The sequence below is a fragment of the Vaginella massiliensis genome (genome assembly GCF_900089075.1).
Taxonomy (GTDB): domain Bacteria; phylum Bacteroidota; class Bacteroidia; order Flavobacteriales; family Weeksellaceae; genus Weeksella; species Weeksella massiliensis_A.
This window is the reverse complement of record NZ_LT593746.1, coordinates 973,924-997,998: the sequence shown is the minus strand read 5'-3', so window position 1 is coordinate 997,998 and position 24,075 is coordinate 973,924. Positions and strand designations below refer to the sequence as shown.

General features: G+C 39.7%; 21 protein-coding genes and 1 tRNA gene. 5 read left to right on the top strand and 17 right to left on the bottom strand.

Annotated elements, in window-relative coordinates:
- Positions 1-44 precede the first annotated feature (44 nt).
- Positions 45-476: a hypothetical protein gene (locus BN8061_RS06005; protein ID WP_068597358.1), complete on the bottom strand. Its 432-nt coding sequence runs from the start codon at positions 474-476 to the stop codon at positions 45-47.
- Positions 477-528: 52 nt separating this feature from the next.
- On the opposite strand from BN8061_RS06005, the gene BN8061_RS06000 reads away from it, so the two are divergent.
- Genes BN8061_RS06000 through BN8061_RS05990 form a run of 3 tightly spaced genes read left to right on the top strand, consistent with a single transcriptional unit; the run spans position 529 to position 4,909 of the window.
- Positions 529-1,410, top strand: coding sequence for a glycerophosphodiester phosphodiesterase family protein (locus BN8061_RS06000; protein WP_068597356.1), 882 nt, complete (start codon positions 529-531; stop codon positions 1,408-1,410).
- Positions 1,410-2,999: a bacillithiol biosynthesis cysteine-adding enzyme BshC gene (gene bshC / locus BN8061_RS05995; protein WP_068597354.1), complete on the top strand. Its 1,590-nt coding sequence runs from the start codon at positions 1,410-1,412 to the stop codon at positions 2,997-2,999. The genes BN8061_RS06000 and bshC overlap by 1 nt, the downstream gene beginning before the upstream one ends.
- Before the next feature lie 50 nt (positions 3,000-3,049).
- Positions 3,050-4,909 carry an amino acid ABC transporter substrate-binding protein gene (locus tag BN8061_RS05990; protein ID WP_068597352.1) on the top strand — a complete coding sequence of 620 codons (1,860 nt, stop codon included), beginning with the start codon at positions 3,050-3,052 and terminating at the stop codon, positions 4,907-4,909.
- A gap of 48 nt (positions 4,910-4,957) precedes the next feature.
- On the opposite strand, the gene mltG is transcribed toward BN8061_RS05990, so the two are convergent.
- Together mltG and dapF are read right to left on the bottom strand one after the other, a co-directional pair.
- Complete coding sequence (gene mltG / locus BN8061_RS05985; RefSeq protein WP_068597977.1) at positions 4,958-5,977, bottom strand: endolytic transglycosylase MltG; 1,020 nt, start codon at positions 5,975-5,977, stop codon at positions 4,958-4,960.
- A 1-nt stretch (position 5,978) separates the two neighbouring features.
- Positions 5,979-6,767: a diaminopimelate epimerase gene (gene dapF, locus BN8061_RS05980; protein WP_068597975.1), complete on the bottom strand. Its 789-nt coding sequence runs from the start codon at positions 6,765-6,767 to the stop codon at positions 5,979-5,981.
- Between the two features lie 153 nt (positions 6,768-6,920).
- Between dapF and BN8061_RS05975 the strand changes: the two genes are divergently transcribed.
- Positions 6,921-8,408, top strand: a complete 1,488-nt coding sequence (locus BN8061_RS05975; protein WP_068597350.1) for a Do family serine endopeptidase — start codon at positions 6,921-6,923, stop codon at positions 8,406-8,408.
- Between the two features lie 40 nt (positions 8,409-8,448).
- On the opposite strand, the gene BN8061_RS12285 is transcribed toward BN8061_RS05975, so the two are convergent.
- Entirely contained in the window at positions 8,449-8,583 is a 135-nt protein-coding gene (locus BN8061_RS12285) for a hypothetical protein (RefSeq protein WP_262509369.1), read from the bottom strand.
- A 20-nt stretch (positions 8,584-8,603) separates the two neighbouring features.
- Here BN8061_RS12285 and BN8061_RS05970 point away from each other — a divergent pair, with 20 nt between their 5' ends.
- Positions 8,604-9,092, top strand: a complete 489-nt coding sequence (locus BN8061_RS05970) for a hypothetical protein (protein ID WP_068597348.1) — start codon at positions 8,604-8,606, stop codon at positions 9,090-9,092.
- On the opposite strand, the gene BN8061_RS05965 is transcribed toward BN8061_RS05970, so the two are convergent.
- The 13 genes from BN8061_RS05965 to tuf form a co-directional block, all read right to left on the bottom strand.
- Positions 9,074-9,565: a hypothetical protein gene (locus BN8061_RS05965; protein WP_068597346.1), complete on the bottom strand. Its 492-nt coding sequence runs from the start codon at positions 9,563-9,565 to the stop codon at positions 9,074-9,076. The two genes, BN8061_RS05970 and BN8061_RS05965, sit on opposite strands and share 19 nt — an antisense overlap.
- Positions 9,566-9,629: 64 nt before the next feature.
- A complete protein-coding gene (locus tag BN8061_RS05960; RefSeq protein WP_068597344.1) occupies positions 9,630-10,937 on the bottom strand; it encodes a dihydrolipoamide acetyltransferase family protein in 1,308 nt (435 codons plus the stop codon).
- 209 nt (positions 10,938-11,146) lie between these two features.
- Positions 11,147-11,437, bottom strand: coding sequence for a DUF3467 domain-containing protein (locus BN8061_RS05955; protein WP_068597342.1), 291 nt, complete (start codon positions 11,435-11,437; stop codon positions 11,147-11,149).
- Complete coding sequence (gene rpoC / locus BN8061_RS05950; RefSeq protein ID WP_068597340.1) at positions 11,437-15,711, bottom strand: DNA-directed RNA polymerase subunit beta'; 4,275 nt, start codon at positions 15,709-15,711, stop codon at positions 11,437-11,439. Before rpoC ends, BN8061_RS05955 begins: the two co-directional genes overlap by 1 nt.
- Before the next feature lie 60 nt (positions 15,712-15,771).
- Positions 15,772-19,608, bottom strand: coding sequence for a DNA-directed RNA polymerase subunit beta (gene rpoB / locus BN8061_RS05945; RefSeq protein ID WP_068597337.1), 3,837 nt, complete (start codon positions 19,606-19,608; stop codon positions 15,772-15,774).
- Between the two features lie 102 nt (positions 19,609-19,710).
- Positions 19,711-20,079, bottom strand: a complete 369-nt coding sequence (rplL, locus tag BN8061_RS05940) for a 50S ribosomal protein L7/L12 (RefSeq protein WP_068597336.1) — start codon at positions 20,077-20,079, stop codon at positions 19,711-19,713.
- Between the two features lie 48 nt (positions 20,080-20,127).
- The gene (gene rplJ, locus BN8061_RS05935; protein ID WP_394330293.1) at positions 20,128-20,697 is read right to left on the bottom strand and encodes a 50S ribosomal protein L10; all 570 of its coding nucleotides are present in this window, start codon (positions 20,695-20,697) and stop codon (positions 20,128-20,130) included.
- A 12-nt stretch (positions 20,698-20,709) separates the two neighbouring features.
- Positions 20,710-21,405, bottom strand: coding sequence for a 50S ribosomal protein L1 (rplA, locus tag BN8061_RS05930; protein ID WP_068597333.1), 696 nt, complete (start codon positions 21,403-21,405; stop codon positions 20,710-20,712).
- Between the two features lie 16 nt (positions 21,406-21,421).
- Positions 21,422-21,862: a 50S ribosomal protein L11 gene (rplK, locus tag BN8061_RS05925; protein ID WP_068597331.1), complete on the bottom strand. Its 441-nt coding sequence runs from the start codon at positions 21,860-21,862 to the stop codon at positions 21,422-21,424.
- A 37-nt stretch (positions 21,863-21,899) separates the two neighbouring features.
- Entirely contained in the window at positions 21,900-22,442 is a 543-nt protein-coding gene (nusG, locus tag BN8061_RS05920) for a transcription termination/antitermination protein NusG (RefSeq protein WP_068597330.1), read from the bottom strand.
- A 32-nt stretch (positions 22,443-22,474) separates the two neighbouring features.
- Positions 22,475-22,666, bottom strand: a complete 192-nt coding sequence (secE, locus tag BN8061_RS11755; protein ID WP_094745870.1) for a preprotein translocase subunit SecE — start codon at positions 22,664-22,666, stop codon at positions 22,475-22,477.
- A gap of 17 nt (positions 22,667-22,683) precedes the next feature.
- Positions 22,684-22,754 (bottom strand) — tRNA-Trp (locus BN8061_RS05915).
- 61 nt (positions 22,755-22,815) lie between these two features.
- Positions 22,816-24,003, bottom strand: a complete 1,188-nt coding sequence (gene tuf / locus BN8061_RS05910) for an elongation factor Tu (protein WP_068597328.1) — start codon at positions 24,001-24,003, stop codon at positions 22,816-22,818.
- Between the last annotated feature and the right edge of the window lie 72 nt (positions 24,004-24,075).

Sequence of the window (24,075 nt, the reverse complement as noted above, 5' to 3'; positions counted from 1 at the left end):
CAAATTAAACACTTTTTATCTTATTAGTCCTGATTTGATATATTTTAGTTTTGATTTTTCGAGTTTTGATCACCCTTTTTTGAATGATTTTTTACATTTTCGACAATCTCGCCAATTGCATTTGCCAATGGTTTTTCGTCTTTCGACGTATCGGCGTTTGCTTCTTCTTTCAGCTTATCGTGAATGTAATCTTTGGTTTTCTGATACTGCTCTTTCGAAACTTCGCAAATGGTTTTGGTCTCTTCCTTTATTTCGTCTTTTACCTTTTCTACTCGCTCTTTCGTTTCATCGATCACCTCGATGGTTGTTTTGTCTAGACGATTCAGTGCTTTTTGCGAAAGGTTGATTCCTTCGATAGCAAGGTCGATTGCCAATTTCGATAATTCGAGGCGTAAGCCTTCCAAACGCTGCGATATATTGTTCGAATCTCCCGCTGCATCGCTGAGCAATTCTCTCCATCTTGATCTTAATCCCATTTTTAGTTTTTTTTGTAATTAATCAATTAATTTTGTACTTCAATAAAATTGTATGAAAGCCTATTTCAAAATTATTTCTTTACTTGTCTTGATGATTTTTTGGCAATGTAAAGATGCACCCTCAACTTTACTTCTTACAGAAAATATCGTACCAAATTCTGAACGTTACTTTTCTTATGCAAAGAAAAATCAAACCCTTGTGAGTGCACATCGTGGCGGAAGCGGTTTGCAACATTATCCAGAAAATGCAATCGAAACCATGGAGTACCTCTATGCCAAAGGCATTAGCATATTCGAGATTGATGTCGCCCTTACCCGAGATCGAAAAATGGTGTTGATGCACGATAATTCTTTGCAACGCACTACAACGGGTAGGCAAGACGTGAATCAGATTGATTTGCAGAAGCTGAAAACCTATTTTTTGGTTGATGATTTTGGGAATGAAACCAAATTCAAAGTTCCTACCCTAGCCGAAACCCTTGCATGGGCAAAAGGAAAAAATTTGTACTTCATGGTCGACATCAAAAACAATGTCGATTATAAAGAACTGATTGATCTGATCAGACAACACCAAATGGAAAATCAGTGTGTTTTGGTTTCTTACACCATTGGTCAGGCAAAAAAATTGCATCGATTGGCACCCGAAATGATGTTATCGGTCTCGATGCGAAACGAACGCGAAATGAAGGAACACATCCAATCAGAAATTCCTAAAAATCGCATGGTTGCATTTACAGGAACCCGATTATCAGACCCTAAATTGTATGAGGCTATACACCAACACAATATCATGGTGATCTTGGGAACATTGGGTAACTTGGACAAGCAAGCAGAGGCTCGTGGCGATCATTTGTACGTGCAGCATGCTCAGAAAGGAATCGATATTTTTGCAACCGATAGGCCGTTAGAAGTATTAAAATCAGTGAACAAATAATGATAAACAATCATATTTCTATAGAGGAAAGTCCGATATTTTCGACATTCATAAAAGATTATTTGGCGGGTAAAAAAGAACTCAAACCTTTCTACGCCGAATATCCTAACGAGCAGAATCTGTTGAATTTTGCAAAAACACGGTCGGCGCAATTTACGCATCGTTCTATATTACGATCGGTACTTCAAGCCCAATTGGGTACATCAACACCTTTTCCGAAACAAACACGAAACCTCGAAAAGCTCGAAGAACGAACCACGGTAACCATCACCACAGGGCACCAACTCAACTTGTTTACGGGACCGGTTTTCTTTTTTTACAAAATTTTGCAAACCATCAAAATGTGTGATGAATTGAACAATCGGCAAACTGATTATTTTTTTGTTCCCATCTATTGGATGGCAACGGAGGATCACGATTTCGATGAAATCAATCATTTTTATTACGACAATCGCAAATTGGTTTGGAATTGTACGCATGGTGGTGCTGTCGGAAAATTAAATTTGGACGGATTGGAAGAGGTTTTTGAATCATTTCTACATTTATTACCGAAAAGCGAACGTAAAAACGAGCTCGCAAAGCTGATTGAAAACAGTTATGCAAAGGCAAATAATCTCGCAGAAGCTACACGTATGTTGGTTCAGCAATTGTTTGGCGAATTCGGACTTCTCACGTTGGATGGAGATGATTTAGCACTGAAACGCTTGATGATTCCTGTATTCGAGAAAGAACTGACCCAGCGAATAAGTTTCGATGCAATTGAAGAAACGAATTCGAAATTAGAAGATTTGGGCTACAATGTTCAGGTGCATCCGCGAGAAATCAATTTATTTTATCTCACCGAAAACCACAGAGAAAGAATTGTTTTCGAGAATAATCGCTATCATATTTTGAACACCAATTGGGCTTTCGATCAAGAAGAAATCGTCAAAGAATTGTATGCGCATCCCGAACGCTTTTCGCCCAATGTGGTGTTGCGTCCAGTGTACCAAGAAACAATTTTGCCCAATGTTGCTTATATTGGTGGCGGAGGTGAAATCGCCTATTGGTTACAACTGAAATCGAATTTCGAAGCCTTTTCGATCGATTTCCCTTTGTTGTTTTTACGAAATTCGCTGTTGTACAAAACGATTAAACAACAACAAAAACAAGAAAAACTTCGACTTGACGATGCAGAACTTTTCAGACCTACAGATGAAATCATTAGAACCATGGTAAAAAAAGAGTCTGAACTTCTGAAAGAGCTCGAGCCGTATCATCAGCAATTGATTGAATGGTTTGATGAGATGGAAAACATTGCATCGAAAACCGATAAAACCTTTGCCAATATGGTGCAAGCCCAACGCGCAAAGCAATTGAAAGGAATGGAAAAACTGCAAAAACGATTGCTGAAAGCCGAGACCAAAATAATGCAAGAAAAAGCACAACAAGTGATAGTTTTGAAAAATGAATTGTTTCCTCAACAGCAACTTCAAGAGCGACACGATAATTTTTCTACATTTTGGCTCAATTATGGCAGTGCTTGGATAGAGGATGTTTACCAAAGCATAGCACCTTTTTCTTTTGGTATTCAGATAAAAACCCTTTAATATCAAGTAATTTGATTAATTTTGTTCACAAATAAAGTTTACTTTAAACTATGAAAAAGATTTTAGGATTTACATTTCTACTGACTGGCTTTACCCTATTTGCCCAGCAAACACACACCGTACAGCCGAAAGAAACGGTCTATGGAATTTCGAAAAAATACGGGGTGAGTCAAGAAGAATTAACCAAAGCAAATCCCAACATTATCGCAAGAGGAATTCAGCCTGGAGATGTACTCAGCATTCCTAGCAAAGGCAAAACAACTCCAACACCAGTGAAGGAAATAAGCGGTTTGGAAACACCAAAGTTACCGCAAGATGATGCCAATTATACCTATGTTTACATCGAACCAAAAGAAACGGTGTATTCGCTGACACGCAAATATAACATTAGCGAAGCGACCCTAACCACGCTCAATCCACAAATAAAAAAAGGACTGAAAGCAGGTGATATCATTCGACTTCCGAAAACGAAGCAAGAAGAAAACGAAACCATTAGCGTACCAGCAGGCATGCATTTGGTCCAAAAAGGAGAAACCCTTTACGGCATTGCTCAGAAATACGATTTCAAAGTAGAAGATTTTTATGCTTCCAATCCAGAATTACAGACAGCCGGACTGAAAGAAGGAATGTACCTCAACATTCCAAAAAAATCTACAGCCAATGTAGTCATCAAAGACAATTTTATCGAACATACAGTAAAAGGCGGCGAAACGGTATATGGGCTTACCACTCGATACCAAGTGACGATGGCAGAAATTTTGAATGCCAATCCGTCTTTAGCATCAACCGGTTTGAAGGAAGGAAGCATCATCAGAATTCCGCTACAAGAGGGAGCAAAAATTACAACCTATACTGCTCCAAAATCGATAAAAAGAGTAAATGACGATCAAATAAACGTGGTATTGTTTTTCCCTTTCGACTTGGGCAAATCTACCAACATGAAGACCAATACGGCGATGCAATTCTTTACGGGAGCCAAAGTTGCTTTGGATCGTTTATCTCAAGAAGGCAAAAATGTCAACGTAAAAGTAATCGACTCTGAGCGAGATGTGAATAAAATTCTTACCGTAACAGAAGAATACAACCTGAACAAGGCCGATGCTATCATCGGACCATTTTTTGCATCGAGTGTTGAGCAAATTGCAATCATGTTAGAGAACTCCAACATCCCGATTGTTTCTCCGTTTGCCAACGCAAGCAACCTGTTCAACTTTTCGAATGTCGTCATAGCCAATCCGCCAGAAGAGGTATTGGCAGATCAGATCATCGACGAGTTGAAGAAGAACTACAACAAAGAACAAGTCTATTTGCTGACCGATGATAAACACTCAGATTTAGCCAATTATACCAAAACGCAATTAGAGAGTAAACTCAAAGCCAAGGTAACCATTGTAACCGAAGCCAACCAAATCATTCAACCAACAGAAACCGTGGGTACAGAGCGCTATGTAACGCCAATTGTAACCGTTTTGGTTTCGGATAATGATAAATTGGGGATGGATTATTTCAACAAAATCAAAACCTTCGATTACGACAATTTAAAGGCGTTTGGGATAAAAGCTCCGGCGGTCTACGACATCTTCAGCGCTCGCAACAAATCGAATATAGACAAGCTGAAAGAAATAGGCTTTGCCTACAGCACAACTCGACTGATGAATATCTACGGTAAAAATGAACAAGATATTTTGAAATCTTTCAAAGATGCCTTTTGCGAAGAGCCTGGCTCTGTAGAACAATTGGGTTACGATGTTACGTATGACATCATCAGCCGAATGAACCACAAAGGCGATTTTACCAATAATCTTTCGGCAGAAAACACGCAATTATCGAGTCGTTTCAGTTACAAACGCATGGGAAATAATAAGGCGTATGTGAACGATGCCGCTCGTATCGTACGATTGAAAAATTAATATTTTATTAATAAAAAAGAAAGCCGTTTTCACAGAACGGCTTTTTCATTATTGTATATTATTTGCTTTCACCCAAGCCCTGTATTTGGCTGCGTTTTGCAAATGTTCTTGATAGCTATTGGTAAAATTGTGAAAACCTGGTCTGTCTGGATCGGCACAAAAGAATACAAATTGATGATCAGCCGGATTCAGCACAGCATCTACAGCTCTCATATTGGGCAAACATATCGGCGCTGGCGGCAATCCTGTCACTCGATAGGTGTTGTATTCGCTAGCAGAATTCAACCACTTGTAATATACCCGCTGAATTTTGTGGTCGAATCCATTTTGCAATTTATACGCATATATCGCCGTAGGATCTGCCTCCAATCGCATCCCCTTGTCTAGGCGATTCATATAAGCTTTGGCTACTTTTTGCTGTTCTTCGTAGTTGTCAGATGATTCTAATTGCACAATCGAAGCCAAGGTAACCACTTCTAATGGCGTAAAATCTAAGGTTTTGGCTTTGTTTAACCTTTCGCTTGTCCAGATTTTATTGTACTCTTTCTCCATCCGTTCTACAAAAGCCTTTGGCGTGAGATTCCAATACACAAAATAAGTTTCGGGTATAAAAAATTGTTTCACGGTTTCTTCGGTCAACGTAGAATCTTTTGCGTGAGCCCAACTCATCACCGCTTGTACAATGGAGATCGAATCGGCATCGATCTGTTTCGAAACTGCGCCCGCCATATGAAACAGCGTAGGATGATTTCTTATTTGCAATTTTGTCTCGACTTGTTCGCCCGACTGCAAACGAGAAATCAAAGCTTTGTTCTGATCATTTGCATTGATTTTATATTTTCCTGATTTGATGGTCGAAGGATAATCCTCTGCCTCTGCAACTCTACGAAACATGGCGACATCCTTCAAAAAAGGAGTCAACGAATCCATCACCTGTTCGAAATTGGCTCCGCGTGGGATATAGACAAAACCTTCTTTGATGGTATTGCGCTTCATCCCATCGATAAAGTTACAAGAACTCAGCAAGGTCACCATCGCCAAAAAAGGAAATAGCTTATGGTTTTTCATTTTAATTTTCATTGTTTAAATCAATAATTCCTTCAAATACAAATTTCGCCGGTCCCGTGAGCCAAACCTTTCGATAGGTTTGATTCACTTTCTCGAAATTTACTTCAAGATTACCACCCAAAGCCTTCACTTTGATCGGTAAATCTGTAATCAGTTGCTGCTCATAAGCGACAATTGCAGCTGCAGTAACTCCTGTGCCACAAGCCAAAGTTTCGTCTTCTACGCCACGTTCGTAAGTTCGAATCACCAGTATATTATCCTGAATTTCTACAAAATTTACATTCGAACCGTTTTCGAAATATGGAGCACCATACCGTATTTGTTTGCCTTTGGTCTTCACATCGAGCTCATCCAAAGCCTCTACAAATGCGACATGGTGTGGCGAACCTGTATTCAGAAAATAATGGGTTGGATATTTTTGAACTTCACCAACGTCAACCATCTGCAACGCAACTGCATGGTCTAGTATTTTGGCATGATGCAAACCGTCTATCGCAAAAAACGTCATATCGCTCGATTTTACGACCTGCAAATCGTAAGCAAATTGGGCAATACAGCGACCTCCGTTACCGCACATGGTGCTTTCTCTTCCGTCTGCATTATAATACACCATTCTGAAGTCTGCCTGCTCGTCTTGTCGCAACAAAATCAATCCATCTGCTCCGACTCCAAAATGTCGATTACAAATTTTTGCAATCTGAGCTTGATCAAGATCATAACGAATATTTCGTTCGTCTAGCATCACAAAATCGTTTCCCGCTCCCTGATATTTGAAAAATCGTATCTTCAAGAAAATGTATTTTGGTACAAATTTAGTGTAAATTCTACTAAGATGCATTTGGTAAATTATAGCTAAGGAGTGTTAAAAAGTGGTTAAACCATTTAAATGTTAAATTCTTTGGTTATAAATTTGATTATTCTTAAACGAAATATATAACAAACGATGAAAAAATACACGAATTATTTACTTGTAGGATTAGTGAGTTCGGTGACTACACTAGGAGGATTTTACACCATAAATAATCTAAAAGATGACGGCTCTACTATTGTAACCAACGCATCGAATAAGGATGCAAACGGATTCAAATTTGTCGATTACAGCGGTAATTATAGCTACAATGCTCCAGACTTTGTAGAAGCTGCGAACAGATCGGTGAATACAGTAGTGGCGATCAACAATTATCAAAATCAGACCAGACAACGATCAAACGATCCGTTTTTTGATTTCTTTTTTGGTTTTCCGAATGAGCGTCAACAACGCCAGCAAGAAAATCAACCAGCAGGCTCTGGTTCTGGTGTAATTATATCGGCAGACGGCTACATTGTGACCAACAATCACGTGATAAAAGGTGCCAACAAAATCGAGGTAAAACTCAACAATCAAAAAACTTATACGGCTGATTTGATCGGCACCGATCCAAGCACCGATATCGCTTTGCTGAAAATCGAAGAAAAAGGTTTGCCGTATGTAAAATTTATCGATTCAGACAACATCAATGTTGGTGATTGGGTATTGGCAGTAGGAAATCCCTTCGGATTGAATTCGACGGTTACCGCAGGTATTATTTCTGCGAAAGGTAGAAGCATCAACATCCTCAGACAAAACTCAGATTCGCCAGTAGAATCTTTTATCCAAACCGATGCTGCTATCAATCCGGGTAACTCTGGAGGCGCTTTGGTAAATGTAAATGGAGATTTGATAGGCATCAACACCGCTATTTCTTCGCCTACAGGCACCTATGCGGGTTACGGATTTGCAGTTCCGTCTAATTTGGTGAAGAAGGTAGTAGAAGACATCAAAAAATACGGATTGGTTCAGCGTGGTTATTTGGGTATTCAAGGGTTCGACTTGTCGAATAACGATGCAGTAAAAGAATACAACTCACGTTACAACAAATCGGTAAAATCTGGAAACGGAGTCTATGTAACCGATGTTGTAGCCAAAGGTTCTGGTATAGAAGTGGGTGACGTGATTACCGAAGTAGACGGTAAACCAATTGGTTCGATGACGAATCTTACCTTCATCATTGGTAGCAAACGCCCTGGCGATAAAGTAAATGTGACATTGAATCGCAACGGTAAAACTCGCAGCCTATCGGTAACCTTACGAGATGCAAAAGGTAATACCGAATTGCGAAGCAAAGCAGACCTCACTCCAACAGAAATATTAGGAGCTGATTTCGAACCGCTTACAGAAAGACAAAAAGATAATTTCGGGTTGAATTATGGTGTGATTGTAAAAAACCTGAAACAAGGGAAGCTTGCCACAGCAGGTATTCGAGAAGATTTCATCATCTTAAAAGTCAACGACAAAGAAGTAAAAAACGCTGAAGATATCAACAAAATTCTGAAAAATCACAAAGGTCGTGTATCGATCAACTTCATCGACTATTACGGACAAATTTATACCCGCGGATTTAATATGGATTAATAAACCTCAATAATCCAAAGGAGAGGCCGTCTCACAAGTGCTAATTCTTGTCGAGCCAATCTGCCAAAGTTCGTCGGAGTGTCAAAACTTCGACACCAAGGCAATCAAAGTACGACAAATTGGCGTTGGAGACCGCCTCTTTTTCTTTCGCTCGATTTGCACTTTTAATCGGCATAAAATCCTAAATTTGTAGCCATGAAACATCGAATCATTCTGCTATTACTCCTCTGCTCTTTTGCAGCAAAAGCGCAAGATAAATTAACCTCTTATTTCCTAATCAATGCTGGTTACACCAATTGGAATGGTAATTTCGGCAAACTGGGTATGGATCTCTATTTGGTACAGCAAAACGACAACATCATCGATCTTTCGGCTATTGCCAACCTGGGCTATATGCGCGATAAGTTTGTACTGATTCCTGAGGTTTCTTTAGGTTATATGTTCAATTTCTACCACAAAGCTGCCGATCCGTATAGTAGAAATTTTCGGTCTGCATTTTATACCCTAGGCGCCAATGTTTCGCCTTGGACAATTTCGCCCGAAATTGGAATTGCAATATTAAGTATAATCGAATTCAACGCTGGTTACGCTTTCCAATACCGAGATTTCGACAATTTCAAACCGATGGATGGATTGCGATTCGGACTCACCTTTCATCTTCCGACTCAACTCTTTGCCGATTGATAATTTTTGAGGTCTAAATAAAGCTGATAAGTATCGGTGAGTTGATTGACATTGCTGAAAATAAATTTGGCACTATCCACATAAAAAAAGATTTTTTCTTTTCCATCGCTCAAACTCAATGAATTCTGAATGGATTGATCGTGCGTTTCATCGTGCCATTTGATTTCCACTTTATCCAATTCGAAAACCGTATCTTCTTGATGGAAATTATCTTTGAAAAAAATCTGATTGTTGTAAGCATACAACACGCCAGACCCTTGAAACTTTTTTTCTTTCAGAAATCGACCTTGCGGACGACCGATATTGAACTTTACAATTGCTTTCAGCTCGATGTGTTCTGGAAGTTCTCGAAGTAATTGCAATTGTAAAAAATCTTTCTTTTTGGCATCTTGGTAAGCAATCGCAAACAAAATTCCTACTGGCAATACCAAAAACCCAATGAAAATCAGAATCGGAATGATGAAATCTGGCATAAACTAATTTTAGATAAAAATAAAAAAACCTTTGAGCTTCTCAAAGGTTTTCTATGTTTTCGTTTTAAAAATCTGTATCCAACGAGAAATTTTCTAAATATTCTGCTACTCGTTTCACGAACATTCCGCCAAGTGCACCGTCTACAACACGGTGATCGTAGGCGTGGGATAGGTACATCTTGTGGCGAATTCCGATCATGTCGCCTTGTGGAGTTTCGATTACCGCCGGTTTTTTCACAATAGCGCCAACTGCCATAATTGCCACTTGAGGTTGTGGGATAATTGGCGTCCCCAATACATTTCCAAAACTTCCGATATTGGTAATGGTATACGTGCCTCCTTGTATTTCTGCCGGCATCAATTTGTTTTCGCGTGCTCGTTTTGCTAAATCGTTTACTTGTTTTGCCAAACCTGCCAAACTGTATTGATCTGCATTTTTTATCACCGGTACAATTAGATTACCAGACGGCAATGCTGCTGCCATTCCGATATTGATATTTTTCTTTCTGATAATTCTATCACCATCTACCGAAACGTTGATCAACGGAAAATCTTGAATTGCTTTGGTAATGGCTTGGATAAAAATAGGCATATAGGTAATCTTCTCGCCATATTTCGCTTCGAAAGCCTTTTTATTTTTCTCTCGCCACAAAACAATATTGGTAAGATCGGCCTCTACAAACGAGGTTACGTGCGGAGCGATTTGTTTGGCCGCCACCATGTTTTGAGCAATAATTTTGCGCATTCTATCCATCTCGATGATTTCGTCGTCACCAGAAACCGCAATTGGTGTTGCGCTTGTCGCAGGCGTTGGTGCTGGTGTAGGGATTTGTGGTGTAGGAGTTTGTACAGTCTCCGATTTCGATCTGTTTTGCAAATAATTTTTAAGATCGTCTTTTGTCAATCTTCCTTCCAATCCAGAACCCGGAATTTGATCTAATTCTGCTTGAGAAATGCCTTCTTCTTTGGCAATCGAGCGTACCAATGGTGAATAAAATCGATCTTCAGAACTCAAGGTTTCTGATGGAGTGATGGAGTTGATTTCGCTTTCGATTTTAGCTGCAACAGCTTCTACCTCTGGTGTTGCCATGATTGCATCTGTAGAAATATCCTCGGTCTGATTTGCTTCGCCCTCGATTTCCAATATGGCAATAGGCTCGCCTACTTTTGCTATTCCATCTACATCGACCAAGATTTCTTTCAACGTTCCTGAAACTGGAGACGGAACATCTGAGTCTACTTTGTCTGTGGCAATTTCTACAACCGATTCATCTTCGTCGATTGCATCTCCTATATTTTTCAACCAGTTGGTTACCGTTGCTTCCATTACTCCTTCGCCCATCGAAGGTAAAATCAATTTATAATCGGCCATTTTGTGTGAATTTGATGTGATACAAAACTAAACAAATTTTGTCAATTTTTTCGAATGCTATGCTTAGATTTTACCAACCTTACAATTGGGCTGATAATTGAAAGCTGATTATTACAAAATCACAAAAAAACATCGTATCATTTTAGAAATAACAAAAAAACTCCCACCGCTTGGTAGGAGTTTTTAACATTTATGATTTAATCCAGAGATTAAGCTTCAAAATTTGCTGTTAAGTTTTGTTTTGGCTCAACAATTTCTCCAAAGTTTTTCTCATAATTGCTAACATTTTCGGTTAAAGATTTAACCAAAGCTTTAGCTTGTAAAGGTGATAAAATGATTCTTGATTTTACGCTTGGTCTAGCACCTGGCATAAATTGAATGAAATCTACCACGAACTCTGAAGGTGAGTGGTTGATGATTGCTCCTGTTGCGTATACACCTTGAGCTACCATTTCGTTTAACTCGATGTTTAATCCTTCGTTTTGTTGATTTTCTGACATTATAATTCTTGTTTTGCGTTAATTAATTCTTCATATTCTTTGTTAGAACCTACGATGATATCTTGGTATTCTTTGAGACCTGTACCTGCAGGTATCAAGTGTCCAACGATAACGTTTTCTTTCAATCCGTTCAAACCATCTATTTTACCAGCTACTGCAGCCTCATTCAATACTTTTGTTGTTTCTTGGAATGATGCAGCCGACATGAACGATTTGGTTTGTAACGATGCTCTGGTGATACCTTGCAACACTGCTTCTGCAGTCGCAGGCATTGCGTCACGTGCGGTTACCAATTGTTTATCTTCACGTTTAAGACGAGAGTTTTCGTCACGCAACTCGCGTGCAGTAATGAACTGACCAGGGCGTAAAACATCGCTGTCTCCTGCGTCTTCTACTATTTTTTTACCAAACAACTTGTCGTTTTCTTCCATGAAGTCGTCTTTGTGTTCTAAGCTATCTTCTAAGAAACGAGTATCTCCAGAATCTACGATGCGTACCTTGCGTAACATTTGGCGTACAATGATTTCGAAGTGTTTATCGTCGATTTTCACCCCTTGTAAGCGGTAAACATCTTGAATTTCGTTTACTAAATATTCTTGTACAGCTGTAGGTCCTTTGATTTTCAGGATGTCTTCTGGTGTAATTGCTCCGTCTGATAATGGTTCACCTGCACGGATAAAGTCGTTTTCTTGAACCAAGATTTGAGAAGATAATTTCACCAAATAACGACGAATTTCACCATTTTTCGATTCAACGATCAACTCGCGGTTACCACGTTTTATTTTTCCAAAAGAAACCACTCCGTCCATCTCACAAACTACTGCCGGATTTGATGGATTACGCGCCTCGAATAATTCGGTTACCCGTGGAAGACCACCCGTAATATCTCCAGATTTTGCAGATTTACGTGGGATTTTCACCAAGACTTTACCTGCCTTAATTTTCTCACCATCGTTTACGATAAGGTGTGCACCAAGTGGTAAGTTATAGGTTTTCTCTTCTCCATCTTTGGTGATGACACGTAATGCTGGTACCAATTTTTTGTTACGAGATTCTGAGATTACTTTTTCTTGGAAACCAGTTTGTTCATCGATCTCCAATTGGTAAGTCATCCCTTGTTCTAAGTTTTCGTACTCTACTTTACCAGGAGCTTCGGCAATGATTACTCCATTGTATGGATCCCAATAAGCGATGACATCACCTTTTTTCACTTTGGTTCCGTTGCTTACTTTGAGGATTGTACCATACGAAATGTTTGTCGTTTGTCTTACGTTACCCGCTTCGTCCATCAACTTCATCTCTGTTGAACGCGAAACCACAATATCTACGGCATTTCCTTGTTCGTCTTCTGATTTTACGGTACGTAAATCATCAAATTCAACAATTCCGTCTATTTTTGCAACGATAGAAGATTGCTCGGATACGTTACTTGCTGTACCCCCAACGTGGAAAGTACGCAAGGTCAACTGTGTACCAGGCTCACCAATTGATTGAGCTGCTACAACTCCGACAGATTCCCCTTTGCGAACCAATTTACCAGTAGAAAGGTTACGTCCGTAACACTTAGCACAGATTCCTGTTTTCGCCTCACATGTCAATGGAGAGCGAACTTCTACAGTTTCGATTCCAGCGGCTTCTATAGCATTTGCAATTTCTTCTGTAATCAATTCGCCAGCTTCAATGATGAGTTCACCTGTATCGATATTGTAAACATCATTCAGCGCTGAGCGTCCTAAGATACGAGACGCCAAGCTTTCGATGATTTCTTCTTTTTTCTTTAATGCTGAAACTTCCAAACCTCTCAGAGTGCCACAATCTTCACTCATGACGATCACATCTTGTGCTACGTCTACCAAACGGCGAGTTAAGTATCCTGCATCGGCAGTTTTCAATGCTGTATCGGCAAGACCTTTACGAGCACCGTGCGTAGAGATGAAGTATTCTAAGATTGATAAGCCTTCGCGGAAGTTGGATACAATCGGATTTTCGATGATATCGCCTCCAGAAGAACCTGCTTTTTGAGGTTTCGCCATCAATCCGCGCATACCAGCAAGCTGACGAATCTGCTCTTTGGAACCACGCGCTCCCGAATCTAACATCATGAATACAGAGTTGAATCCTTGGTCGTCTTCGGTCATTTGTTTCATTACCACTTCGGTAAGCGTTGCATTGGTATTGGTCCAAACGTCGATCACTTGGTTGTAACGCTCATTGTTGGTAATAAGTCCCATGTTGTAGTTCATCTTGATGCTCTCTACTTGGTCAATAGCATTGGAGATCAATATCTTTTTCTCTTCTGGAATGATGATATCGCCTAGGGAGAAAGATAATCCACCTTCGAATGCGTTACGGTACCCTAAATTCTTCATATCGTCCAAGAATTTAGCGGTCGTAGGGAAGTCGGTCAATTTGATGATGTTGGTAATGATTGTACGCAACGACTTTTTGGTCAATACTTCGTTTACAAAACCTACTTTTTCTGGTACGATTTTGTTAAACAAAACACGTCCTACCGAGGTTTCGATCAATTCTTCTACCAACTCTTCTCCTTTACGAACTCTTGCTTTAACTTTGATTGGAGCGTTCAGTTCTACTGCTTTTTCATTGTATGCGATCTGAACTTCTTCGTCTGAATAGAAAGTTAAACCTTCTCCTTTTACTTTTACATTCTCTGTAGATCGACGGATTTTGGTCATATAATAAAGACCCAATACCATGTCTTGAGAAGGTACTGTGATTGGAGATCCGTTCGCTGGGTTCAAAATATTTTGAGAAGCCAACATCAACAATTGGGCTTCTAAGATTGCTTCTGGTCCTAATGGTAAGTGAACCGCCATTTGGTCACCATCGAAATCGGCGTTGAAAGCTGTACACACCAATGGGTGTAGACGAATTGCTTTACCTTCGATCAACTTCGGTTGGAAAGCTTGGATACCAAGACGGTGCAAGGTTGGAGCACGGTTCAGAAGAACTGGATGTCCTTTGATTACGTTTTCTAAGATATCCCAAACAACTGGTTCTTTACGGTCGATGATTTTTTTGGCAGATTTTACTGTTTTTACAATTCCGCGTTCGATCAATTTACGAACGATGAATGGCTTGTACAATTCTGCTGCCATATCTTTTGGCAAACCACATTCGTGTAATTTCAGGTTTGGTCCTACAACAATTACCGAACGAGCCGAATAATCGACACGTTTACCTAATAAGTTTTGACGAAAACGACCTTGTTTACCTTTCAACGAGTCTGAAAGTGATTTCAACGGACGGTTTCCATCTGCTTTTACGGCTGATGCTTTGCGGGTATTATCGAACAATGAATCTACTGCTTCTTGCAACATACGTTTTTCGTTACGTAAAATTACTTCTGGAGCTTTGATTTCGATCAAACGTTTCAGACGGTTGTTACGGATAATTACACGACGATACAAATCGTTCAAATCTGAGGTAGCGAATCGCCCACCATCTAGCGGAACCAATGGTCGTAATTCTGGTGGAATTACTGGAATCACGCGCATTACCATCCACTCTGGACGGTTTACGTAACGCTCGTTTGATTCGCGCAAAGATTCTACTACTTGCAAACGTTTCAAAGCTTCTGTTCTTCTTTGTTTAGAAGTTTCGTGATGTGCTTTGTGACGCAATTCGTAAGACAATTCATCGAGGTCGATTCTCGACAAAAGGTCTTCTAATGCCTCAGCACCCATTTTTGCGATAAATTTGTTTGGATCTGTATCTTCTAAATATTGATTTTCTTGTGGAAGGGTTTCTAAAATATCTAAATATTCTTCTTCTGTCAAGAAATCTAATTTATTCAATTCTTCTCCTTCTGGTCCTTTTGCTATACCTGGTTGGATGACCACATAACGCTCATAATAGATTACCATGTCCAATTTCTTAGACGGTAAACCTAAGATATACCCAATTTTGTTGGGTAAAGAACGGAAGTACCAGATGTGTGCAATAGGTACAACAAGATTGATGTGTCCGATGCGTTCGCGACGTACTTTTTTCTCGGTAACCTCTACTCCACAACGGTCGCACACAATGCCTTTGTATCGGATACGTTTGTATTTCCCACAGGCGCATTCGTAATCTTTTACGGGTCCGAATATACGCTCGCAGAACAATCCGTCGCGCTCTGGTTTGTGTGTTCTATAGTTGATCGTTTCTGGTTTCAAAACTTCACCTTTCGATTCTTGTAGAATAGATTCTGGCGAAGCTAAACCGATACGAATTTTAGAAAATTGACTTGTTTTATTTTTTGTTGACATATAGAAATGTATCTAACAATTTTTATAAATAACGAATTGGAGGAATAATAGGCTTGCCTATTATTCTTCCAAGTTGATGTCTAATCCAAGACCTTGTAATTCATGCAACAATACGTTGAATGATTCTGGTATACCAGGTTCTGGCATTGGTTCTCCTTTTACGATAGATTCGTAAGTTTTCGCACGTCCTACAACATCGTCCGATTTCACTGTCAAGATTTCACGTAAGATATTAGCTGCACCGAATGCCTCTAATGCCCATACCTCCATCTCTCCGAAACGTTGACCACCAAACTGGGCTTTACCTCCTAATGGTTGTTGTGTAATCAATGAATATGGTCCGATAGAACGAGCGTGCATCTTGTCGTCTACCATGTGTCCTAATTTCAACATATAGATCACCCCAACGGTTGCTTTCTGAGCAAAACGCTCACCGGTATTACCATCGTATAGATAGGTAGTTCCGTGTTTTGGTAATCCTGCTTCTTCGGTGATGTTGTCGATATCGTCGATTTCTGCTCCATCGAAGATTGGTGTAGCAAATTTCTTGCCCAGTTTCATTCCTGCCCATCCTAATACGGTTTCGTAAATCTGACCGATATTCATACGAGAAGGTACCCCAAGCGGATTCAGTACTATGTTTACTGGTGTTCCATCTTCTAAGAACGGCATATCTTCGTCACGTACGATGCGTGCTACGATACCTTTGTTTCCGTGGCGTCCTGCCATCTTATCTCCAACGCGTAATTTACGTTTTTTGGCGATGTAGATTTTGGCCAATTTCACAATACCTGCTGGCAATTCATCTCCAACCGAAATCGTGAAACGCTCACGGTTCAATGCTCCTTGAAGGTCGTTGTATTTGATTTTGTAATTGTGTAACAATTCTTTTACCAATTCGTTTTTATCTTCATCGGTAGTCCAAACGGTATCTACACCATTCAAATTCAAGAAATCTTCAACATTCGAAAGGATTTTCTGTGTGTATTTTACCCCTTTTTTGATTACTTCTTCTTTCAGGTCGTTGTAAACACCTTGTGAAGTTTTTCCGTTGAGTAGGGTGTATAATTTCTCTAACAAGACTTCGCGCAACTCGTTGAATTTCACATCGAATTCAGCTTCTACGCTTTCGATGATCGCTTTTTCTTGCGAGCGTTTGCGTTTATCTTTGATGCTACGTGAGAATAATTTCTTATCGATTACAACTCCTCGCAATGATGGTGAGGCTTTGAGTGAAGCATCTTTTACATCGCCTGCCTTGTCACCAAAGATTGCGCGTAACAATTTTTCTTCTGGTGTAGGATCTGATTCTCCTTTCGGCGTAATTTTTCCAATTAAGATATCGCCTGGTTTTACTTCTGCCCCGATGCGAATCATACCGTTTTCGTCTAAGTCTTTTGTAGCCTCTTCTGAAACGTTCGGGATGTCTGAAGTTAACTCTTCCATTCCCAATTTGGTATCGCGTACATCCAATGAATATTCGTCGATGTGGATAGAGGTAAACCAGTCTTCACGAACTGCTTTTTCAGAGATTACAATTGCATCTTCGAAGTTATATCCTTGCCATGGCATGAAAGCAACCAACATATTGCGACCAATAGCCAATTCGCCTTCTTCTGTTGCGTAACCTTCACAAAGCACTTGTCCTTTTTCTACACGATCACCAACTTTTACAATTGGTTTCAATGTAATGGTAGTCCCTTGATTCGTTTTACGGAATTTGGTTAACGGATAGGTCTTTTCATCGGTATCGAAACTTACCAAAGCTTTATTTTCTGAACGGTCGTATTTGATGGTGATTTGGTTTGCATCTACATAGACAACCTCACCTGCACGATCTGCATTGATCAAGATTCGTGAATCTTTTGCTACTTGTTTTTCCAATCCTGTTCCGACGATAGGTGCTTCTGGTTTGAGCAACGGTACTGCCTGACGCATCATGTTCGACCCCATCAATGCACGGTTGGCGTCGTCATGCTCCAAGAATGGAATTAATGATGCTGAAATCGAAGCAATTTGGTTAGGTGCCACGTCGATGAGGTCTACCTCTTGTGGTTCAACCACAGGGAAGTCACCATCTTCGCGAGCGGTTACACGTTCTGTGTCAATCGACCCGTCATCCTTCATCGGAATATTTGCCTGCGCAATGATTTTTCCTTCTTCTTCCTCTGCCGATAGATAGATTGGTTCAGAATTCATATCGACTTTACCATCAGCAACTTGGCGGTATGGCGTTTCGATGAATCCTAAATTATTGACTTTAGCAAAGACACACAAAGAAGAAATCAATCCGATGTTTGGTCCTTCAGGAGTCTCGATCGGACAAAGTCTTCCGTAGTGCGTATGGTGCACGTCACGTACCTCGAAACCTGCGCGTTCACGAGATAGACCGCCTGGTCCTAAGGCTGATAAACGACGCTTGTGAGTAATCTCTGACAACGGATTGGTTTGATCCATGAACTGAGATAATTGGTTGGTTCCAAAGAACGAATTGATTACCGATGATAGAGTTTTGGCATTGATCAAATCGATTGGCGTAAACACTTCGTTGTCACGAACGTTCATGCGTTCGCGTATGGTGCGTGCCATACGAGCCAAACCTACACCAAATTGTGCAGCCATTTGTTCGCCTACGGTGCGTACACGACGGTTAGACAAGTGGTCGATGTCATCGACCTCTGCTTTTGAATTAATCAATTCGATCAAATATTTAATAATCGATATGATGTCTTCTTTGGTCAAGACTTCGATATCTTCTGAAATGTCTAAACCTAATTTTTTATTCAAACGGTAACGCCCTACTTCCCCTAAAGAATAACGCTGATCTGAGAAGAACAACTTATCGATGATACCACGAGCGGTCTCTTCATCTGGTGGTTCTGCGTTACGCAATTGACGGTAAATATATTCTACCGCTTCTTTTTCTGTATTGGTAGGGTCTTTTTGTAAGGTGTTGTGGATAATGGCATAGTCTGCAGAATTATTATCCTCTTTGTGTAACAAGATCGTTTTGACACCAGAATCTACAATCTGATCGATGTGATCTTTTTCGATAATGGTTTCACGATCTAGGATGATTTCGTTACGTTCGATCGATACTACTTCTCCAGTATCTTCGTCAACGAAATCTTCGTGCCAAGTATTCAAGACACGAGCTGCTAATTTGCGACCAACTACTTTTTTCAAAGTAGCTTTTGAGACTTTCACCTCTTCTGCAAGGTCGAAAATTTCTAAAATATCTTTATCTCTTTCGTAACCTATTGCACGCAACAAAGTCGTAAGTGGTAATTTTTTCTTACGGTCGATGTAGGCATACATTACGCTATTAATATCTGTTGCAAATTCGATCCATGATCCTTTGAATGGGATGATCCGAGACGAGTATAATTTGGTCCCGTTGGCATGGAAAGATTGTCCGAAGAATACACCTGGTGAGCGGTGCAATTGCGATACAATCACACGTTCTGCACCATTGATAATAAAAGAACCTGAAGGCGTCATATAAGGTATAGTACCTAGGTATACGTCTTGTACAACGGTTTCGAAGTCTTCATGTTCCTCGTCGGTACAATATAATTTGAGGCGTGCTTTTAGGGGCACACTGTAAGTGAGTCCACGTTCGATGCATTCATCGATGGTATAACGTGGCGGATCTACAAAGTAGTCCAGAAATTCTAAAACAAACTGATTGCGAGTATCTGTAATTGGGAAATTCTCGGCAAAAGTTCTGAAAAGACCTTCGTTGTTACGTTGATCTGGTCTAGTTTCTAACTGGAAAAAATCTTCGAAAGATTTGATTTGAATGTCTAAGAAATCTGGGAACTGAGCTATCGTTTTGGTAGAAGCGAAGCTCAATCTTTCGTTTTTCGCAGCTGTGTTGTTTGTTGTTGTAGCCAATTTCGAACGAATTTTGGATTAGATAATATCTTAATGCTTAAAAAGGCCTAGACCTTTCACGCCTTGGTGAAGGTCTAAACCTATATTTTGGAGTAATAAAAATTACTTCAACTCAACTTCAGCACCAGCTTCTTCAAGCTGTTTCTTTAAAGCTTCAGCTTCGTCTTTAGAAACTTGTTCTTTAATTGCAGCAGGTGTAGAATCTACTAAGTCTTTTGCTTCTTTCAATCCTTTACCTGTTAAATCTTTAACTAATTTTACAACAGCTAATTTGTTAGCTCCTCCTGATTTCAAGATTACGTCGAATTCAGTTTGCTCTTCAGCAGCTTCACCAGCTCCTCCTCCAGCAACTACAACTGCTGCTGCAGCAGGCTCGATTCCGTATTCGTCTTTCAAGATTGTTGATAATTCGTTAACTTCTACAACTGTTAAGTTTACTAACTCTTCAGCTAATTTTTTAATGTCTGCCATTTTAATTTTTTTTTGTTTTACAACTTTATTTTAGATATTGAGTGCGTCTTATTCCGCTGCAGGTCCTTCTTCAGTAGCGTCTGTTGCTGGTGCTTCTTCTGCTGCTGGTGTTTCTTCTGCTTTTGCTGTTGCTTCTCCTTTGTTCTCTAATTGAGAAAGTAGAGATTGGATTGGTGATTTCAACAATGCTACGATGTCTGCGATCAATTCTTCACGAGATTTGAAGTTTGCTAATGTTGTCAATTGATCATCTCCTACGTAGGTTACGTTGTCGATCCATGCTCCTTTAAGGATTGGGCGATCAGATTTTTTTCTGAATGCTTCGATTACTTTAGCTGGTGCATTTTCTTTTTCTGCGACCATCAAAGCGGTATTTCCTTTTAAAGAATCGTAAAGTTCTTCGAAGTTCTTATCTTCGATGTTCTCCATTGCTTTTTTCAACAAAGTGTTTTTCACAACGCGTAAAGAGACGTCTCCTTTGAAACATGCTCTTCTTAATTCGGTAGAATTAACAGCGTTTAATCCTTCGATATCTGCAAGATAGATTACTTTAGAGTCTTGTAAAACTCCTTGTAAATCTTCTATCATGGTTGCTTTTTCTTCTCTCGTCATTGCCATAATATTCTACTTTTATGCGTTAACACTTTTTGGATCAACTGGCACTCCAACTGATTGTGTTGTAGAAAGCGTGATGCTTTTTACATACGTACCTTTGGCAGCCGTTGGTTTTAATTTTATCAAAGTTTGTACTAACTCGTTCACGTTATCTTGAATTTTGTTAGCATCAAATGATACTTTACCAATTCCTGCATGGATGATTCCGTAACGATCTACTTTGAAATCGATTTTACCTGCTTTTACTTCCGAAACTGCTTTGCCAATTTCTAAAGTTACAGTACCTGATTTTGGGTTTGGCATCAATCCACGTGGTCCTAAAACTCGTCCTAATGGTCCCAATTTACCCATTACGGCTGGCATTGTTACGATAACGTCTACATCTGTCCAACCTTCTTTGATTTTTTGTAAGTACTCATCTAGCCCTACATAGTCTGCGCCTGCTTCTTTAGCTTCTGCTTCTTTATCTGGAGTTACCAATGCCAATACTCGTACATCTTTCCCTGTACCGTGTGGTAAAGAGACCACCCCGCGCACCATTTGATTCGCTTTTTTAGGGTCTACACCCAAACGTACAGCTACATCTACCGATGCGTCGAATTTAGCATAGTTTACTTCTTTTACTAATGAAGAAGCTTCTTCTAAGCTGTAAAGTTTTGTTTTATCTATTTTAGCTAGAACTTCCTTTTGCTTTTTTGTCAATTTTGCCATGTCTAAATGTTTTTAATTATTCTGGAGCTTGACCACCTTTTACAGTTATACCCATAGAACGTGCAGTTCCAGCAACCATTTTCATAGCAGATTCAACAGTAAAGCAGTTCATGTCTGCCAACTTATCTTCAGCAATCGCTCTTACTTGATCCCAAGTTACTGAACCAACTTTTTGACGGTTTGGTTCTCCAGAACCTTTTTTCAATTTTGCTAAGTCCATCAACTGTACTGCAGCTGGTGGAGTTTTGATCACAAAATCGAAAGATTTGTCTTGATACACGGTAATTACAACTGGCAACACTTGCCCTTGTTTTTCTTGTGTACGTCCGTTAAATTGCTTACAAAACTCCATGATGTTTACCCCAGCAGCACCCAATGCAGGTCCTACAGGTGGCGAAGGGTTTGCTTGCCCTCCTTTTACTTGAAGTTTTACAACTTTTTCAATTTTTTTTGCCATTTTTATATTTTAAAATTAAGCGTTATGTGGAAGCAGCCTAAATTTTTTCTACTTGAGAGAAGTTTAACTCTAATGGTGTCTTACGGTCGAAAATCATGACCATAACCTCCAACTTGCGTTTATCTTCTGAGATGGTTTCAACTACACCATCGAAGCCTTTGAATGGGCCATCTGCAACTCGTACCGGTTCTCCTATGGTGAATGCCATGGTGTTGATTTCGATATTTTCTGCCAATTCATCTACTTTCCCGAGCATTCTGTTGACCTCGCTCTGACGCATTGGTACAGGATCACCGCCCTTGGTTGCACTTAAAAAACTGATCACGCCTGGGATATTTTTGATTAGGTGTGGCACTTCTCCTTGTAAAGAAGCCTCTACCATTACATATCCTGGGAAGTGAACTTTTTCTTTTTGATATTTTTTTCCGTTGCGAAGTTGAATGACTTTTTCCATAGGCACAACCACCTGACCAATATAATCGGTTAGGTTCTGATATTGTGCTTCGTTCTCAATATAGTTTTTCACCTTAAGCTCTTGTCCGCTTACGGTTTTTACTACATACCATTTTTTATCAATCATGATGTTAACTTGACTAACGGATTAAATAATTTTTATCTCAATGTTTCATAAATCGAATACAGTATATTCGCAAATGCAGAATCTACCAAATACAAAAATATAGCTAACACAACAGTTGCTATAGTTACAGTAATGGTATCTTTCTGAAGCGTCGTCGAATTTGGCCATGTTACATGATCCTTGAACTCTACATACGATTCCTTTATAAAGTTTACGATTTTCATATCGCTTTTCTAATTTGCACGGGCACAAGGATTCGAACCCTGATCAACGGTTTTGGAGACCGCTATTCTACCATTGAACTATGCCCGTAGAAAAATGGTAGTCTGGAATCGACTACCATCTTTTTTTTATAATTTTATATTAAATAATATTAATCTAAAATTTCTGTTACCTGTCCCGCACCTACAGTTCTACCTCCTTCACGGATAGCAAAACGTAAACCTACGTTCAATGCAATTGGCTGTAACAACTCAACATCGATAGTTAAGTTATCCCCAGGTAATACCATCTCTACTCCTTCTGGTAAATGGATTTCTCCTGTTACATCTGTTGTACGTACATAGAATTGAGGACGGTATCTGTTGTGGAATGGCGTGTGACGTCCACCTTCTTCTTTAGTCAAGATATACACCTCAGCTTTGAATTTTTTGTGTGGAGTTACAGATCCTTGTTTTGCGATAACCATACCACGACGGATGTCTGTTTTCTCAATACCACGTAACAACAATCCTACGTTATCACCAGCCTCTCCTCTATCTAATATTTTACGGAACATCTCTACCCCAGTTACAGTTGAAGTTAATTTTTCTTCACCCATACCTACGATATCAACTGGATCACCTGTGTTGATTACACCAGCTTCGATACGTCCTGTCGCTACAGTACCACGTCCTGTAATTGAGAATACGTCTTCAATTGGCATCAAGAATGGTTTATCTTGGTCACGTACTGGTTGCTCGATCCAAGTATCAACAGCCTCCATCAAGTTAAGAACTGTCTCTACCCATTTTGACTCACCATTCAATGCTCCTAATGCAGACCCTTGTACTACTGGCGTGTTATCACCATCGTACTCATAAGAAGATAACAAATCTCTTACCTCCATATCTACTAATTCTAATAACTCTGCATCATCAACCATGTCCACTTTGTTCAAGAAAACAACGATACGTGGAACGTTTACCTGACGACACAATAAGATGTGCTCACGAGTTTGTGGCATTGGTCCGTCTGTAGCAGCAACTACTAAGATCGCACCATCCATTTGAGCAGCACCAGTAACCATGTTTTTCACGTAATCCGCGTGACCAGGACAGTCAACGTGTGCATAGTGACGGTTAGCAGTTTCGTACTCTACGTGAGATGTATTAATTGTAATACCTCTCTCTTTTTCTTCTGGAGCGTTATCGATTGAGTCATAAGCTCTCGCTTCTGAATAACCAGCGTCAGCCAATACTTTTGTAATAGCAGCAGTCAATGTAGTCTTACCGTGGTCAACGTGCCCGATAGTACCGATGTTCAAGTGCGGCTTATTACGATTAAAAGTTTCCTTTGCCATTTTACTTTTTATTAATTTCTATGTTATACTTAATCTAAAGATTCTAAAATACTACTTTTTCTTATAATAAAT